This is a genomic window from Novosphingobium bradum, assembly GCF_042646485.1.
GTDB lineage: Bacteria > Pseudomonadota > Alphaproteobacteria > Sphingomonadales > Sphingomonadaceae > Novosphingobium > Novosphingobium bradum.
Map to the genome: position 1 here is coordinate 150,842 of NZ_JBHRTQ010000009.1, position 15,117 is coordinate 165,958.

Consider the following 15,117-nt stretch of genomic DNA (forward strand, 5'->3'; position numbering starts at 1 on the left):
CGGGGCGCGGTCTAAGGCCGCTGCGATCCGCCTCGCGCAGTCCCGCACCACCTATTCGATGAGCGTTTTCGCCCCATGAGCAAGCCTGGCTACAAACGAATCCTGCTCAAGCTTTCCGGCGAAGTCCTGATGGGCAGCCAGCCTTTCGGCATCGATCCCGATTTCGTTGCCGAACTGGCCAGGGAAGTGAAGGCGGCCAAGGATACGGGGCTGGAGATCTGCCTCGTCATCGGTGGCGGCAATATCTTCCGCGGCATGGCCGGCGCCGCCAAGGGGATGGACCGCGCCCAGGCCGACTACATGGGAATGCTGGCCACGGTGATGAACGCGCTGGCCATGCAGAACGCGCTGGAACAGATCGGCGTGGAAACGCGCGTCCAGTCCGCCGTGCAGATGGACCAGGTCTGCGAGCCGGTGATCCGCAGGCGTGCCGAGCGGCACCTGGAAAAGGGCCGCGTGGTGATCTTCGCCGCCGGGGTTGGCGCACCCTATTTCACCACCGATTCCGGCGCGGCGCTGCGGGCGGCGGAAATGCGGTGCGATGCGCTCCTCAAGGGCACCAGCGTGGATGGGGTCTATGATTCCGATCCCAAGCTGAACCCTGCGGCAAAGCGTTATGATACAGTGGATTATGGCACAGTCCTGGCGGGTAACCTCAAGGTGATGGACGCCTCTGCCGTGGCCCTGTGCCGGGACAATTCCATTCCGATCGTCGTCTTCTCGATCCGCGAACAGGGGAACCTTGCCAAGGTCCTGTCGGGCGAGGGCACCCAGACGGTCGTCAAGCAAGGAACCTGATCATGGCGAAATACGACAAGGCTGATCTCGAACGCCGGATGCAGGGCGCGGTCGAGGCGCTGAAGCACGATCTGTCCGGCCTTCGCACCGGCCGCGCCAACACCGCGCTGCTCGATACGATCACGGTCGAGGTCTATGGCGCGCATATGCCGCTCAACCAGGTGGCCACGGTGTCCGTGCCCGAGCCGCGGCTGCTCTCGGTCCAGGTGTGGGACAAGTCGAACATCTCGCCGGTCGAGAAGGCGATCCGCTCGGCCGGGCTTGGCCTAAATCCGATCAACGATGGCAATACCCTGCGCCTGCCGATCCCGGACCTCACCGAGGAGCGCCGCAAGGAACTGGCCAAGCTGGCCGGCAAATATGCCGAGAACGCGCGCATCGCGATCCGCAACGTGCGGCGCGACGGCATGGACGCGCTCAAGACCGACGAGGCCAAGAAGGAAATCTCCGAGGACGAGCGCAAGCGTTCGGAAACCGAGCTGCAGAAGCTGACCGACGAGGTGATCAAGGCCGCCGACGAGGTGGCCGGTGCCAAGGAAAAGGAAATCCTCGGCAAGTGATCCGCCCGGCTTTCCGACAGGGCAGGGTGTGACCGCGGCCCGCCACGTCGCCATCATCATGGATGGCAATGGCCGGTGGGCGAAGCAGCGCCACCTGCCGCGCGCGCTGGGCCACCAGCGCGGGGTCGAGGCCGTGCGCCGCACGGTCCGCGCCGCCCGCGACCTGGGGCTGGAGGCGCTGACCCTCTACGCCTTCTCGACCGAGAACTGGACCCGGCCGGAGGAAGAGGTCTCGGCCCTGATGGGCCTGATGAAGAAGTTCATCCTGGCCGATCTCGACGAATTTGCCGCGGCCGGCGTTCGGCTCAAGATCATCGGCGATTACAAGGCCTTTGCACCCGATCTTGTCGACCTGATCGAAGGTGCGCTGGCGCGCACGGCGGGGAATTCGGGCACGACTCTCGCCGTTGCGCTCAACTATGGCTCGCAGGACGAGATCGCCCGGGCCGCGCGCGCGGCGGCGCGGGCAGGGGAGATCACCCCGGAAACTATCGCCGCCCATCTCGATACCGCCGACCTGCCCCCGCTCGATCTCCTGATCCGCACCTCGGGCGAAGTGCGGCTGTCGAACTTCCTGCTGTGGCAGGCGGCCTATGCCGAGATGCTGTTCGTCGATACGCTCTGGCCCGATTTCGGGGCGGACGACCTCAAGGCCGCGCTGGATCACTTCGCGGGCAGGGAGCGGCGCTATGGCGGGCGGTAGGCAGCGAAACCTCCCCGTATGCGGGGAGGGGGACCGCCGGAACGGCGGTGGAGGGGGCATTCAGGCAGGCGCTGCGCTGCGGGGGAGAACCCCCTCCGTCAGCCCGGCGGGCCGCCACCTCCCCACGAGTGGGGAGGATTTGTGATGACTGACGCTCCCGCGAAAAAATCCGACCTGCCCGCTCGCACGGTCTCCGCCATCGTCATGGTCGCCGTCGCCGGCACCGGCCTGTGGCTGGGCGGCGGGGTCTGGGCCGTGCTGGTCGGGCTGGTGGCGGCCGGAGTGCTGATGGAATGGTCGAAGCTGGTGCTGGCCTTCGCACCGGGCGCGGCGGCGCGGCTGGCATGGCACCTGGGCGGGCTGCTTTACGTGGGCCTGGCCTGCGTGGCGCTGATCATGCTGCGCGCCGAGGGATTGCTGCCGGTGCCGGTCGTGGCCGGCACGGTGATCGCGGTCGACATCTGGGCCTATTTCGCCGGACGGCAATTCGGCGGCCCGAAAATCGCCCCGGCCATCAGCCCGTCCAAGACCTGGTCGGGCCTCCTTGGCGGCATGGCGGGGGCCAGCCTGATGCTGTTCCTGACCTTGCCCGGCAACCGCCTCTTTGCCCTGGCCGGGCCGCTGGTGGCGATCATCGCCCAGGCCGGCGATTTCTTCGAGTCCTGGATGAAGCGCCGCGCGGGCGTGAAGGATTCGGGCAAGCTGATCCCTGGACACGGTGGCCTGTTCGATCGGGTGGACGGCCTGCTGGCCGTGTGCTTTACCATCGGCCTCCTGATGCTTGGCACCGTTCTCCTGGCCCTCGCGCGTGGCGCGCCGTTCTTGCCGACCCCGGCCTGACTGCCTCGCCCCATGCGCTCCATTTCCATCCTTGGCGCCACCGGCTCCATCGGCGCCTCCACGCTCGACCTGATCCGCCGCAATCGTGATCAATGGCGCGTCGTCGCGCTCACCGCCAACAGCAACGCGGCCGAGCTGGCGAAACTGGCCCGGGAATTTTCCGCCGAGGTGGCCGTTGTCGCCGACGAGGGCTGCCTGCCCGCGCTGCGCGAGAGCCTTTCGGGAACGTCCATTGCGGCAATGGCCGGCAGTGCGGCCCTCATCGAGGCAGGGGCGCGGCCCGCCGATGTCACCGTTGCCGCCATCGTCGGCTGCGCGGGCCTCGCGCCGACCATGGCCGCGATCGCCCAGGGGCGCACCGTGGCGTTGGCCAACAAGGAAGCGCTGGTTTCCGCCGGCGAGGTGATGACCGCCGCCGTGGCCCGGTCGGGCGCGACCCTGCTCCCGGTCGATTCCGAGCACAACGCGATCTTCCAGTGCCTGGCCGGCAACGATCTGGCTCACGTCCGCTGGATCACGCTGACGGCCAGCGGTGGCCCGTTCCGCGACTGGCCGGCCGAACGCCTCGCCCACGCCACCCCGGCCGAGGCGGTGAAGCATCCCAACTGGGCGATGGGTGCCAAGATCAGCGTCGATTCCGCCACCATGATGAACAAGGGGCTCGAATATATCGAGGCCTTCCACCTGTTCCCGGTGGGCACCGAGCGCCTCAGGATCATTGTTCACCCGCAGTCGATCGTCCACTCGATGGTCGAATACCGCGACGGCTCGACGCTCGCCCAGCTTGGCCCTTCGGATATGCGGGTGCCGATCGCCTCCGCCCTGGCCTGGCCGGCGCGGATGGACACGCCCTGCGCCCCGCTTGATCTCGCCGCGATCGGCGAGCTGACCTTCCGCTCGCCCGACGAGACGCGCTTTCCCGCCACGCGGCTGGCGCGCGAGGCGGCCGCCGCCGGGGGCGGGGTGCCGGCCGTGCTGAATGCCGCGAACGAAGTGGCCGTGGCCGCCTTTCTCGATGGTAAGCTGGCGTTCACCCGGATCGCGGCACAAGTGGAAGAAACCCTGGGCGCCTTCGCCCCGGGCGTGCCGGCCACTCTGGAAGAGGTCATCGCGCTCGATGCCGAGGCCCGCGCCCGGACCCGCGAACTGATGGAACCGGCCTGACCTGATGACCCATTCGCCGTCCATCCTGATGATGATTATCGGCTTCGTGCTGGTGCTGGGGCCGCTGGTGGTGATCCACGAGCTGGGCCATTACCTTGTCGCGCGGTGGTGCGGGGTGAAGGCAGAGGCGTTCTCGGTCGGCTTCGGCAAGGAACTGCTCGGCTTCACCGACAAGCGCGGCACCCGCTGGAAGCTCTCGGCCATTCCGCTGGGCGGCTATGTCCAGTTCGCTGGCGACATGGATCCGACCTCGCGGCCCGATGACGCGAAATTCGCCCATCTCGCCCCCGAGGAACGCGCGCAGACCTTCAACGCCAAGGCCTTGTGGCAGCGCGCCACGATCGTCGCGGCCGGCCCGCTCACCAACCTGCTGTTCGCGGTCCTGATCTTCACCGCCTTCAACCTGGCCTTCGGCAAGGTCGTCGCGCCGCCGGTGGTGGCCAGCTTTGCCGAACAGTCGGCCGCGCGCGATGCCGGCATCCGCGTGGGTGACCGGATCGTGGCGGTGAACGACCATGCAATTGATCAGTTTCCCGATATCGTCGGCCTGGTCGTGCCCTATCCGGGGATGACCGTGGCGATCACCATCGCCCGTGACGGCGCGCGCCATGTGGTCCCGGTGCGGCTGGAGGCGAAGGTCCTCACGGACGCGTTCGGCAACGAGAGCCGCATCGGCCGGCTCGGCATCTCGCCGGGCCGCGCGCGGATCGAGCCGGTCGGGCCGGTCGAGGCGGCGGCCCTGGCCGGGCGGCAGACCTGGGGCATCGTGCGGATGCTGGGGGTGGGGATCCGGCAGATCGTCACCGGCCAGCGCTCGCTCAGCGAACTGGGCGGGCCGATCAAGACGGCCAAGTATTCAGGCGAACAACTCAGCCTGGGCTGGCTTTCGTTCGTTTCCTTTGCCGCGTTCATCTCGATCAATCTGGCATTCATCAACCTCCTGCCAATCCCCGCGCTGGATGGGGGGCACCTGGCGCTCTACGCGGCGGAAGCGATCCGCCGCCGCCCGCTGGATGCCCGCAGCCAGGACTGGGCCTATCGCACCGGGCTGGCCTTGGTGCTGGCGCTGATGCTGTTCGTCACGCTCAACGACCTTGCCGGCCTGTTGCCGGCCAGGGGAAGTTGAAGCGCCGAAGAAGAAACGAAACCGGGTAAAACTCCCGGAAATCTTGCCAAACCTTAATAGCGGGATCGGACAGATTGCTTGATTGGCGTTGCGGCATCGGGCAGAGGGCAGCGACTGCCCGACAGGTGGCCGTTGCCTGCTTCCGGCCGGCAATGGCCCCAGCCAGGGCCGGGCAATCCGACGAGCGCGGACGAATTCGGGATTACGCGTCGATGAAGGGACGGAACATGGTCAACAACGCGGCACTTCGCCGGTCCTCGGCGCTGGTCCTCGCCTTGATGGGAACCACCTTCCTCGCGCCCGCCGCGGCACTCGCGCAGGAGGCTTCGGCCCAGGCTTCCCCGGGCGTCGCTGCTGCCCCGGTGCCGGTCGTGCCCACACTGATCCAGCGGATCAACGTCGTCGGCAACCAGCGGCTCGAGCCCGACACGATCCTGTCCTACATTCGGATGCGCCCCGGCCAGCCCTACAGCGAGGCCGCCGCCGACCAGACACTGAAGGACCTCTTCGCCACCGAACTGTTCGCCGATGTCCAGGTCCGCCAGGAAGGCGGCGTGGTGACCATCCAGGTCAAGGAAAACCCGGTCATCAACCGCATCATCTTCGAGGGCAACAAGCGCCTCAAGGATGAGAAGATCAATCCCGAGATCAAGCTGGCGCCGCGCCAGATCTTTACCCGCTCCAAGGTCCGCGCCGACGTTGCGCGTATCATCGAGCTCTACAAGCGTCAGGGCCGCTTCGCCGCCACGGTCGAGCCGAAGATGGTCCAGCTCGAACAGAACCGCGTCGATATCGTGTTCGAGATCAGCGAAGGCCCCAAGTCCAAGGTCCGCCAGATTAACATCATCGGCAACGAGGTGTTCTCCGACGGTGACCTGCGAAGCGAAATGGTGACCAAGCAGGCCCGCTCGTTCCGCTTCATGTCCTCGCGCACCAGCTATGATCCGGATCGCCTGGCTTATGACCAGCAAAAGCTGCGCCAGTTCTACCTGACCAAGGGCTATGCCGATTTCCGCGTGATCTCGGCCGTGGCCGAGCTGACCCCCGACAAGCACGATTTCATCATCACCTACGTGGTGGAGGAAGGGAAGCGCTACAAGTTCGGCGACGTGAAGGTGGAAAGCCAGCTGCGCGACTTCGATGGCGATACCCTCGCCAAACAGCTCCCGATGCACAAGGGCGATTGGTACAACGCCAAGCTGGTCGAGGACACGATCGACAAGCTGAACCAGACCGCCGGGACATATGGCTATGCCTTCGCCGACGTGCGCCCGGCCTACAACCGCGACAAGGACGACCTCACCATGGGGGTCACCTTCCAGATCGCGGAGGCGCCGCGCGTCTATGTCGAACGGATCGACGTCAACGGCAACACGCTCACCCAGGACAAGGTGATCCGCCGCGAGTTCCGCCTCGCGGAAGGCGATGCGTTCAACTCGCTCCAGGTCAAGCGGTCGACCAACCGGATCAAGTCCCTGGGCTACTTCCAGGAGAAGTTCGAGGTCGAGCAGAAGCCCGGCTCCGCGCCCGACCGGATCGTGCTGGAAGCCAATGTGGAGGAAAAACCGACCGGCGAACTCCAGCTTTCCGCCGGCTTCTCCTCGATCGAGAGCTTCATCTTCCAGGCCTCGGTCCAGCAGCACAACTTCCGCGGCCGCGGCCAGACCGTGGGCGTCAGCGGCTCCTATTCGCGCTATTCCAAGAGCGTGGAGCTGAGCTTCACCGAGCCTTACGTGTTCGATCGGAACGTCTCGTTCGGCGGCAACATCTACCGGCGCGACTACAATTCGTTCAACTACCTGAACACCAACCGCAACGACACCTACCAGCAGACCACGACTGGCTTCCAGCTCCGCCTCGGCGTGCCGCTGACCGAGTTCATGAGCCTGATCGGGCGCTACACGCTCAACTTCGACAAGGTGACGCTGGGCAACAGCTATTATTCGCTCAACGCGGCCGGCGTGCTGGCCTGCGATCCGGCCCTGGCCGGGCGCTACCTGTGCGATGCCATCGGCAACCGCACCAGCTCGATCCTCGGCGCCTCGCTGGTCTACGACAACCTGGATAACCGCGCCCGGCCCACCAAGGGCAACACCGCTTCGGCCAGCGTCGATTTCGCCGGGCTGGGCGGCTCGGTCAAATATGCCCGCTTCCGCGCCAATGCCGCCAAGTACTGGCCGCTGGGCAAGGGCTTCGTGTTCTCGGTCTCGGGCGAGGCCGGCGCGATCAAGGCGCTCAACCACCGCATGGGCGTGGATTCCAGCGGCAACCCGATCGAAGTCGAAGGCGTCTATCTCACCGACCGGTTCTACCTGGGCGAACCCGACATCCGCGGCTTCGATATTCGCGGCATCGGCCCGCGCGTGGTCCGCAAGCCCGTCGCGCTCGACAGCGCAGGCGCCCCGGTGCTCGACTCTTCGGGCAATGTCACCTTCGCCCAGAACCGCGACAGCTGGCAGGACGACGCGCTGGGTGGGAAGTACTACTACCAGGGCCGGGCCGAACTCGAGATTCCGCTCGGTTCCGGCGCGCGCGAGATGGGCATCCGGCCCTCGATCTTCGCCGACGTCGGCGCGGTCTGGGGCATTCGCCAGCCGGAACTGAACGACATCTACACGGTCATCTGCACCGCGTCGGATTCCACGCAGACCACGCACTACCTGCCCACCAAGACTGGCACGGCCCCGGATTCGTCCAAGGTTGCCGTCCCGGCCGGCGGAAGCTGCGCCGCGCCGGGCTTCCAGTCGCGTGAATTCTATCTCGGCGATTCGGTCCGGCCGCGCCTATCGGTGGGCATCGGCTTCAACTGGAATTCGCCGTTCGGTCCCTTCCGCCTCGATTTCGCCAAGGCTCTGATGAAGCAACCTGGCGATGATCCCAAGACCTTCACCTTCAACGTGGGAACCCAGTTCTGATGACCAAGCTCCTGACTTCGGCCGCCCTTGGCGCGGCACTTGCCCTTGGTGCCGCCACTCCGGTCCTCGCCGCTCCCGCCGCCGCTGCCGCCGGCCCGGAAATCGCCTATGCCAACCCCGATGGCGTGATCCAGGCGAGCAACGCCTTCCGCGTCGCCAACCAGCAGCGCCAGACCACCTACAAGGCCCAGTACGACGCCTTCGAGAAGCGTCGCGGCGAACTGGAAGCCCAGATGCAGGGGCTGCAGCAGGCCTTCGAGAAGGCCCGCACCGCGCCGGGCGCCAACCAGGCCGCGCTCCAGCAGCAGGCCCAGCAGATCCAGGCGCTCCAGCAGTCGGCCCAGGCCGAGCTGCAGCAGATCACCCAGCCGATCGTCTATTCGCAGGCCTATGTGCAGGAGCAGCTGGCCGAGAAGATGCCCGCCGCGGTCAATGCCGCGATGACCAAGCGCGGCGTCAAGCTGCTGCTCAGCCAGGAATCGGTGATCCTCGAAAGCCCCTCCTACAACCTCAACCCGGCGATCGTGGCCGAACTGAACGCGCTCATCCCGAACGCGCAGATCGTGCCGCCGGCTGGCTGGGAGCCGCGCCAGGTGCGCGAGGCCCGCGCCCAGCAGCAGGGCGCCGCGCCGGCCGCTCCGTCGACCGCCGCGCAGCCCTCGGGCCGCTGAGCCAGGCAGGGCAGGGGCATGAGCGAAGGCGAAGCCACGATGGCAGATGGCGCGCAGGCCGCAAGGTCGCTGGATATCAAGGCGATCCTTGCGGCCCTGCCGCACCGCTACCCGATGCTGCTGGTCGACCGGGTGGTGAATCTCGTCGCGGACGAGTCGATCCACGCGGTCAAGGCTGTCAGCTTCAACGAGGATTTCTTCCAGGGCCACTTCCCTGGCCGTCCGATCATGCCGGGCGTGCTCCAGATCGAGGCACTGGCCCAGGCCGCGGGCATTCTCGCGGTGGAAAGCCTCGGCCTGTCCGGCTCCGGCAAGCTCGTCTATTTCATGGCGATCGAGGATGCCAAGTTCCGCACCCCGGTGGAACCGGGCGTCCTGCTCGATCTCCACGTCAGCTTCGTCCAGAAGCGCAGCCGCGTCTGCAAGTTCGCCGGCAAGGCCATGCTGGGCGACAAGATCGCAACGGAAGTCAATTTCACGGCGATGATCGCGGACAGCTGAGCTTTGCTTCCTCCCCGCTTGCGGGGAGGGGGCGCCGGAACGGCGGTGGAGGGGGCTCTCGAACAGGCGCAGCGCTGGTCGGAATTCCCCCTCCGTCTGCCCTGCGGGCAGCCACCTCCCCGCCAGCGGGGAGGAACTGTGCAGCTTGCCAATCCCGCGCCGCCCCGCTAAAGGCGCCGCTTCCTGTTTCAGGCCGGTCGGAACCGGTCATTGCTGAAAGAGAAACCGATGAAGGCCGATCTCCACCCCGACTATCACATGATCAAGGTCCAGATGACCGACGGGACCGTGTTCGAAACCCGCTCCACATGGGGCAAGGAAGGCGACACGCTGGCCCTCGATATCGATCCGACCTCGCATCCGGCGTGGACCGGCGGCACCCGCCAGCTCGATCAGGGCGGCCGCGTTGCCCAGTTCAACAAGCGCTTCGGCGGGCTCACGCTCAAGAAGTAAGCTTGCCGCCAGCACGGCAGGGAAGGGCGGCCACTGGCCGCCCTTTTCGTTTTTGCCAGGCAGCCTGGCGAGGCGAAGTTTTCTCTTCCCATTCGGGGCGGCTTGTGCAAATGGGCTGCCCCTGCCCGGACCGCCGCCAAGGCGCGGTCGCGGCAAGTGTGGCGATCGTAGCTCAGTTGGTTAGAGCGCCGGTTTGTGGTACCGGAGGTCGTGGGTTCGAACCCCATCGGTCGCCCCATTTTCTCCCCGTTTCGGAATATCGCGGGCTGCTCCGCCAGCGGCCCCAAGAGTCCGCTTGCCGGGTGTCGCGCACCCTGCCAAAGGGGCGGCAGGATCGTCCTGTCAGAGCCATTCCGCCCCCATGCACGGCTTAGCCAATCCCGCCCGTTTCCTGCGCCTCGCCCGGTGGTTGACCCCGCTGCTGCTGGCCTGTGGGGTCGTGCTGGCCGGCGGGGCCATGGCCTGGGGCCTGTTCGTAGCCCCGGCCGATCAGCTCCAGGGCGAAACGGTCCGCATCGTCTATCTCCACGTGCCCACCGCCTGGCTCGGCATGGGCGGGTGGTCGGCCCTGGCGCTCGCCAGCCTTGCGGAACTGGTCTGGCGCCATCCTCTGGCCGGGATCGGTGCCCGCGCGATCGCCCTGCCGGGCGCGGTCTTCGCCGCGATCTGCCTGGTCACCGGCTCGATCTGGGGGCGTCCGGCCTGGGGCACCTGGTGGGTCTGGGACGGGCGGCTGACCTCGATGCTGGTCCTGTTCTTCCTCTATCTGGCCTATCTCGCCCTGGCCGATGCCGCCCAGCGCGATGGCAATGGCGGCGGAGCAGGGGGCGGCTCGCGCATTCCGGCGATCTTCGGGCTGGTCGGCGCGGTCAACATTCCGATCATCCACTATTCGGTGCTGTGGTGGAACAGCCTGCACCAGCCGCCCTCGCTCGGGTTTGGCGCAGGCGGGGTCAAGTCGGCGATGGCGCCGGAATTCCTGGTGCCGCTGCTGGTTTCCACCGTGGGGTTCAGCCTGCTGTTCGGCGCGGTCGTGCTGATGCGGATGCGCGCCCTGCTGGCCGACCAGCAGGCCGAGGCCCGCCTGCGCCGCAAGGCCATGGCCGCCTAGGAGCAAGCCGGGAAATGCAGCACGAAGCTCTCAACCAATGGCACTTCGTTGTCGCCGCCTATGCCATCGGCCTGGGTGGCACCGTGGCCCTGCTGGCCCATGGCTGGCTGGCTATGCGCCGCGCCGAACGCCGCCGGGATGGAACACGCGGGAAATGAGCATTACGGGATCGTCAGGCGTGAAGGCCAAGCACCAGCGGCTCGTGTTGGTGCTGATCGCGCTGGCCGCGCTTGTCGCGGCGGGCCTGCTCGCCGCCTGGGCCTTGCGTAACCAGGCCAGCTATTTCTACCTCCCCGCCGATATCGCCGCCAATCGGCCCGAAGCGGGGCGGGCGATCCGGCTTGGCGGCATGGTCGAAGGCGGCTCGATCCGCACCGCGCCCGATGGGGTCACGGTCCACTTCGTGGTGGGCGACGGCAAGAACCGCGTGCCGGTCAGCTTCAAGGGCATCGTGCCCGACCTGTTCAAGGAAAACTCCGGTGTCGTCGCGGAAGGCCGGCTCGACGCCTCCGGCACTTTCGTGGCCGACAATCTCCTCGCCAAGCACGATGAGAAATACGTGCCGCGCGAAATGAAGGACATGACCGCCGACCAGGCCCGCGCCACGGTGAAGGAAACCAAGTGATCGCCGAAATCGGCCTTGCCGCCCTGTGGTTCGCCGCGGCGCTGGCCCTGTTGCAGCTTGTCGCGGGCGCGCTGGCGCTGACTCCGCGCAGCGCCAGCCTGGCCGCGGTCGTGCGGCCCGCTGCCATTGTCCAGGGCGCGCTCGCGGCGATGGCCTTCCTCGCCCTGCTCATCGTCTTTGCCGAAACCGACCTTTCGGTGAAGCTTGTCGTCCTCAATTCCCACTCGGCCAAGCCCCTGCTTTACAAGGTGGCCGGCGCCTGGGGGAACCATGAAGGCTCGATGCTGCTGTGGGTCACGGTCATGGGCCTGGCCGGCGCTTTCGTCGCCATGGTCGAGCGGCGCCTGCCCGAACCCACCATGCTCGCCACGCTGGCCGGCCAGGCCTTCGTCAGCCTGGGCTTCTACGTGTTCCTGCTCTTCGCCTCCAACCCGTTCGAGCGGCTCAATCCCGCGCCGCCGGAGGGGCAGGGGCTCAACCCGCTGCTCCAGGATCCGGGCCTCGCCTTCCACCCACCCACGCTCTACCTCGGCTATGTCGGCCTCTCGATCGCCTTTTCCTTCGCGATCGGGGCGCTGGTCACCCGCCAGGTCGGACCGGCCTTCGCCCGCGCCATGCGGCCCTGGGTGCTGGGGGCGTGGATCTTCCTCACCGCGGGGATCACTGCCGGCTCCTACTGGGCCTATTACGAGCTGGGCTGGGGCGGCTGGTGGTTCTGGGACCCGGTGGAGAACGCCTCGCTGATGCCCTGGCTGGCGGCCACCGCGCTGCTCCACTCCGCCGGCGTTCTCGCCGCGCGCAACGCCCTGCGCGCCTGGACGGTGATGCTTGGCGTGGTCGCCTTCTCGATGTCGATGGTCGGCACCTTCCTGGTGCGCTCGGGCATCCTCACTTCGGTCCATGCCTTCGCGGTCGATCCCCGGCGCGGCACCTTCATCCTCGCGCTGCTGGCGATCTACATCGGCGGCGCGCTGACCCTGTTCGCCCTGCGCGCGGCAACGGTGACGGAGGGGGAACGCTTCGCCGTCACCAGCCGCGAGAGCGCGCTGGTCTTCAACAACGTGATGCTCACCGGCGCGCTCGGCATCGTCCTGATGGGCACGCTCTACCCGCTGGTGACCGAGGCTTTCGATGAAAAGGTTTCGGTCGGCCCGCCCTATTTCAACCCGATGACCGCCGTGTTCGTGGTGCCGATGCTGCTGGTCCTCGCGGTTGGTCCGCTGCTGCGCTGGCGGCGTGACAGCCTGAAGAGGGTGCGGCTGATGCTGCTGGTCGCGGGCCTGGTGGCCCTGGCCGCGCTTGGCGTGGCCGTGGTGGTGGCGCCGGGCAAGGTCCTGCCGGTGATCGGCCTGACCCTGGCGCCGGCGATCGCCGTGGCCAGCCTGCTGCCGCTCAAGGGCCGCAAGCTGGGCCAGGTGAAACTGCCGCTGTGGGGTATGGTCGTCGCGCACTTCGGGATCGCCGTGGCCCTGTTCGGCATGGCCTGTGACAGCGCCTTCACGGTCGAGCGGCTGGTCGCGGTGCAGGTGGGCGAGACCACGCCGGTCGGCCCGTGGCGCATCCGTCTTGCCGCGATCGAACCGGTCGCCGGGCCGAACTGGACCGCGCTCGAAGCGAGCCTGCAAGCCAGCTACAAGGGCGGTGCACCGATCGAAACCCACCCCCAGGCGCGCACCTTCTGGGCGCCGGCCCAGAATACCGCGGAAAGTGCTCTGCTGACCCGGTGGAACGGCCAGCTCTACACCGTGCTGGGCGATCAGGCGGAAGATGGGCGCTGGCAGTTGCGGCTGTGGTGGAAGCCGTTCGTGCCGATGATCTGGATCGGCGGCCTGCTGATCGCGCTGGGCGGCCTGCTGGCCCTGCTGGGCCGGGTCTGGTCCGACCTGCGCCGCACGATCGCGCGCGAAAAGATCGCCTTCCGCCGCGAGAGGCAGGGCCGATGACCGCGCCGCCGCCGCCCGCTTCGCGCTGGACCCGCTGGCTGCCGCTGGGCCTGTTCGCCCTGTTCGCCGTGCTGGTCACCTGGGGGTTGGTCCATCCCAAGGACGATACCGTGCCCAGCCGCTTCGTCGGCCAGCCGCTGCCGGCCTTCGCCCTGCCGCCCGCGGCCGATGGCAAGCCGGGGCTGGCCAGCACCGATTTCACCGGCAAGCCCCGGCTGCTCAACGTCTTTGCCTCGTGGTGCATCCCCTGCGCGGCCGAAGCGCCGCAGCTGGCCGCGCTGGCCGCCGCCGGCGCCGAGATCGACGGCGTGGCGATCCGCGATCACAAGGACGACCTTGCCGGCTTCCTCGCCCGCCACGGCAATCCCTATGCCCGCATCGGGGCGGACAACCTGGGCAAGGTCCAGCTGGCGATCGGCTCCTCGGGCGTTCCCGAAACCTTCGTGATCGATGGCCGGGGCGTGATCCGCTACCAGCACATCGGCGATATCCGGCCCGACGACGTGGCGATGCTGCTCGGCAAGCTTCGGGAGGCGGGGCAATGAACCGGCTGCTGCTGATCCTGGCGCTGCTGGCCGGCGCGATGGGCTTGGCCCCGGCCATGGCCGACGATTCGATGCCGCCCGCGCCCTATGCCTATCGCCAGCTCGACGATCCGGCCAAGGAGGCCAAGGCGCAAGGCCTGATGGAAACGATCCGCTGCCTGACCTGCCAGAGCCAGTCGATCGCCGATTCCGACGCTTCGATGGCCGGCGATATGCGGAGCCAGATCCGCGAACGGATCGCCGCCGGTGAACAGCCCGAGGCCATCCGGGCCTGGCTGATCCAGCGCTATGGCGACTATATCACCTATACCCCGCGCGTGACCCGGCTGACCTGGCCGCTGTTCGCCGCGCCCGCCTTCATCCTGGCCCTGGCCGCCTTCCTGCTGCGGCGACGGTTCATCAGCGGCAAGGCGCCGCAAGGGGAACAGGAATGACCTGGGTTCTGGTGATCGGCCTCGCGCTGGCCGTCTTCGCCGCGCTGGCCCTGCTGTTCCGCCTGCCGCGCGGCGGGTGGGAAGTGATCGGGGCGGCGCTGCTGCTGGGCCTGGCCGGCTATTCGCTGCAAGGCGCGCCGGGCCTGCCGGGCGCGCCCAAGGCTCCGGCCGAGAAGATCGCCGGCAATTCCGCCGCCGCCATCGCCGAGCGCCAGAAGCTGGCCGCAGGCGATGCCTCGGGCGACAAGCGGATCATCATCGCCGACGCCCTCGCACGCCACGGCCAGTTCGCCGATGCCGCTGAAGTGCTGCGCGGCGCGGTGGAGGAAGATCCGGCCAATGCCCCGGCCTGGCTGGCCATGGCCAATGCCCTGGTCGCCCATGCCGATGGCACGATCTCGCCGGCCGCGATCCACGCCTTCGGCCAGGCGGCCAAGGCCGAGCCGGGCAGCCCGGGGCCGCCGTTCTTCCTTGGCATGGCCCTGATCCAGTCGGGACGGCTGGGGGAAGGGCGGGCGATCTGGGCCGACCTTCTCGCCCGCAGCCCGGCCCAGGCGCCGTGGCGCGCCGATCTCGAACAGCGGCTTGCCGAGCTTGATGCCTACATGGCGCGCGGCCAGGCGGCCCCCGGCCCGGCGCAATGAGCCATCGGGCGCGGTTGCTACCGGGGTGGAGCGTTGCTAAGCGGCAGCACCTTGCCGCAGGGGCGGCGACTCGGGGGCATGGCG

Annotated in this window: 17 protein-coding genes and 1 tRNA gene; all 18 read left to right on the forward strand. The window is 67.8% G+C overall.

Annotated features, from left to right (window positions below):
- The first annotated feature begins 75 nt into the window (after positions 1–75).
- On the forward strand, positions 76–798 hold the full coding sequence (gene pyrH / locus ACFOD9_RS11020; protein WP_379510167.1) for a UMP kinase: 723 nt from the start codon (positions 76–78) through the stop codon (positions 796–798).
- A 2-nt stretch (positions 799–800) separates the two neighbouring features.
- The gene (frr, locus tag ACFOD9_RS11025) at positions 801–1,358 is read left to right on the forward strand and encodes a ribosome recycling factor (RefSeq protein ID WP_379510168.1); all 558 of its coding nucleotides are present in this window, start codon (positions 801–803) and stop codon (positions 1,356–1,358) included.
- Positions 1,359–1,386: 28 nt separating this feature from the next.
- Entirely contained in the window at positions 1,387–2,061 is a 675-nt protein-coding gene (uppS, locus tag ACFOD9_RS11030; protein ID WP_379510169.1) for a polyprenyl diphosphate synthase, read from the forward strand.
- Positions 2,062–2,205: 144 nt separating this feature from the next.
- Positions 2,206–2,901 carry a phosphatidate cytidylyltransferase gene (locus ACFOD9_RS11035; protein ID WP_379510170.1) on the forward strand — a complete coding sequence of 232 codons (696 nt, stop codon included), beginning with the start codon at positions 2,206–2,208 and terminating at the stop codon, positions 2,899–2,901.
- Positions 2,902–2,913: 12 nt separating this feature from the next.
- Positions 2,914–4,065 (forward strand): 1-deoxy-D-xylulose-5-phosphate reductoisomerase, encoded by a 1,152-nt coding sequence (locus ACFOD9_RS11040; RefSeq protein ID WP_379510171.1) that lies wholly within the window; start codon positions 2,914–2,916, stop codon positions 4,063–4,065.
- 4 nt (positions 4,066–4,069) lie between these two features.
- Positions 4,070–5,191, forward strand: coding sequence for an RIP metalloprotease RseP (gene rseP / locus ACFOD9_RS11045; protein WP_379510172.1), 1,122 nt, complete (start codon positions 4,070–4,072; stop codon positions 5,189–5,191).
- Between the two features lie 212 nt (positions 5,192–5,403).
- Positions 5,404–8,106 (forward strand): outer membrane protein assembly factor BamA, encoded by a 2,703-nt coding sequence (gene bamA, locus ACFOD9_RS11050; protein WP_379510173.1) that lies wholly within the window; start codon positions 5,404–5,406, stop codon positions 8,104–8,106.
- Positions 8,106–8,777, forward strand: coding sequence for an OmpH family outer membrane protein (locus ACFOD9_RS11055; RefSeq protein ID WP_379510174.1), 672 nt, complete (start codon positions 8,106–8,108; stop codon positions 8,775–8,777). Before bamA ends, ACFOD9_RS11055 begins: the two co-directional genes overlap by 1 nt.
- A gap of 39 nt (positions 8,778–8,816) precedes the next feature.
- Positions 8,817–9,278, forward strand: a complete 462-nt coding sequence (fabZ, locus tag ACFOD9_RS11060) for a 3-hydroxyacyl-ACP dehydratase FabZ (protein WP_379510232.1) — start codon at positions 8,817–8,819, stop codon at positions 9,276–9,278.
- Between the two features lie 228 nt (positions 9,279–9,506).
- Positions 9,507–9,731 carry a 50S ribosomal protein L31 gene (gene rpmE, locus ACFOD9_RS11065; RefSeq protein WP_379510175.1) on the forward strand — a complete coding sequence of 75 codons (225 nt, stop codon included), beginning with the start codon at positions 9,507–9,509 and terminating at the stop codon, positions 9,729–9,731.
- Between the two features lie 161 nt (positions 9,732–9,892).
- Positions 9,893–9,969: transfer RNA gene (locus ACFOD9_RS11070), tRNA-His, on the forward strand.
- Positions 9,970–10,092: 123 nt separating this feature from the next.
- Positions 10,093–10,842 carry a heme ABC transporter permease CcmC gene (gene ccmC, locus ACFOD9_RS11075; protein WP_379510176.1) on the forward strand — a complete coding sequence of 250 codons (750 nt, stop codon included), beginning with the start codon at positions 10,093–10,095 and terminating at the stop codon, positions 10,840–10,842.
- Positions 10,843–10,856: 14 nt separating this feature from the next.
- Positions 10,857–11,000, forward strand: a complete 144-nt coding sequence (locus ACFOD9_RS11080) for a hypothetical protein (RefSeq protein WP_379510177.1) — start codon at positions 10,857–10,859, stop codon at positions 10,998–11,000.
- Complete coding sequence (gene ccmE / locus ACFOD9_RS11085) at positions 10,997–11,467, forward strand: cytochrome c maturation protein CcmE (RefSeq protein WP_379510178.1); 471 nt, start codon at positions 10,997–10,999, stop codon at positions 11,465–11,467. The genes ACFOD9_RS11080 and ccmE overlap by 4 nt, the downstream gene beginning before the upstream one ends.
- Complete coding sequence (locus ACFOD9_RS11090) at positions 11,464–13,410, forward strand: heme lyase CcmF/NrfE family subunit (protein WP_379510179.1); 1,947 nt, start codon at positions 11,464–11,466, stop codon at positions 13,408–13,410. The genes ccmE and ACFOD9_RS11090 overlap by 4 nt, the downstream gene beginning before the upstream one ends.
- Complete coding sequence (locus tag ACFOD9_RS11095) at positions 13,407–13,955, forward strand: redoxin family protein (protein WP_379510180.1); 549 nt, start codon at positions 13,407–13,409, stop codon at positions 13,953–13,955. Before ACFOD9_RS11090 ends, ACFOD9_RS11095 begins: the two co-directional genes overlap by 4 nt.
- Positions 13,952–14,389, forward strand: a complete 438-nt coding sequence (locus ACFOD9_RS11100; protein WP_379510181.1) for a cytochrome c-type biogenesis protein — start codon at positions 13,952–13,954, stop codon at positions 14,387–14,389. Before ACFOD9_RS11095 ends, ACFOD9_RS11100 begins: the two co-directional genes overlap by 4 nt.
- Positions 14,386–15,033, forward strand: a complete 648-nt coding sequence (locus ACFOD9_RS11105) for a tetratricopeptide repeat protein (RefSeq protein ID WP_379510182.1) — start codon at positions 14,386–14,388, stop codon at positions 15,031–15,033. Before ACFOD9_RS11100 ends, ACFOD9_RS11105 begins: the two co-directional genes overlap by 4 nt.
- Positions 15,034–15,117: the final 84 nt, after the last annotated feature.